General features: G+C 72.8%; 1 protein-coding gene. It reads left to right on the top strand.

Annotated elements, in window-relative coordinates; all coding sequences use genetic code 11:
• A partial coding sequence (locus RTM68_RS15735) for a DNA glycosylase AlkZ-like family protein (RefSeq protein WP_312172696.1) occupies window positions 1–1200 on the top strand: 1200 nt, incomplete at both ends.

Below are 1200 nucleotides of genomic sequence, written 5' to 3' on the forward strand. Positions count from 1 at the left end.
CCCCGCCGTCATCGCGCAGTTCGAACGCGAGGCGCAGCGGCTCGATCCGGAACGGCCCGCACGCGGGCTCGAGGGCGTCGCCGACCTGCTGCGGATGCTCGGACCGATGGACGCCGCCGAGATCGACCAGCGGCTCGACCCCGAGACCGGAACCGCCGCCGCGCACCTCGAGGCACTCGTCACCGCGCGCCGCGCCATCCCCGTGACGATCGCGGGTGTCACCCGCGTCGCCGCGATCGAAGACGCCGGTCGGTTGCGCGACGCACTGGGTGCAGCTCTGCCCACCGGCATCCCGGTCGCCTTCCTGGAGCCGCTCGCCGACCCGCTCGGCGATCTGGTCGCGCGATACGCCCGCACTCACGGTCCCTTCACGACGGATGCCGTCGCGGAGCGCTTCGGGCTCGGTGCCGCTGTCGCCCGCCACACGCTGCAGCGGCTGGAGCATTCCGGACGTCTGACCAGCGGATACTTCCTGCCCGAGGCCTCGGGGGCGGCGAACGAGACCGAGTGGTGCGACACCGAGGTGCTGCGGCGGCTGCGCATGCGGTCGCTCGCCGCGATCCGCGGCAGTGTCGAACCGGTGTCGCCGGAGGCGTATGCCCGCTTCCTGCCGGAGTGGCAGCATCTCAGCCGTCCGCTGGAGGGACTCGACGGCGTGCTCACGGTGATCGAGCAGTTCGCGGGCGTCCCGATCCCCGCGAGCGCGTGGGAATCGCTCGTGCTGCCCTCGCGCGTGCGCGACTACTCCCCCGCCCTTCTCGACGAGCTGACGGCAGCCGGCGAGGTCATCTGGTCGGGCCACGGCACTCTGCCCGGTCGTGACGGGTGGGTGTCGCTGCATCCCGCCGACCTCTCACCGTTCACGATGCCCGAACCCGACGACGAGATCGCCGCAGACTCGCTCGAGGCGCGGGTGCTCGGCGCGCTCGACGCGGGCGGCGCGTACTTCGCTGCGCAGCTGAAAGAGATGGCGGGAGCCGAGAACGAGCAGTCCGTGCTCGAAGCGCTCTGGGCACTGACCTGGGCGGGCAGGGTGACGAACGACACGTTCGCGCCGATCCGGTCGCTGCTCGCCGGCGGGTCCCAGGCTCACCGCGTGACCCGGCGCGCCCCCCGCGCGCGCACCTATCGCGGCATGTCGTTGACCCGCACCGCACCGCGGCCGACCTCCGTCGGCGGCCGATGGTCGCTGCTGCCGTC

The sequence above is a fragment of the Microbacterium sp. genome (assembly GCF_031988965.1).
In the GTDB taxonomy this organism is placed as follows: domain Bacteria; phylum Actinomycetota; class Actinomycetes; order Actinomycetales; family Microbacteriaceae; genus Microbacterium.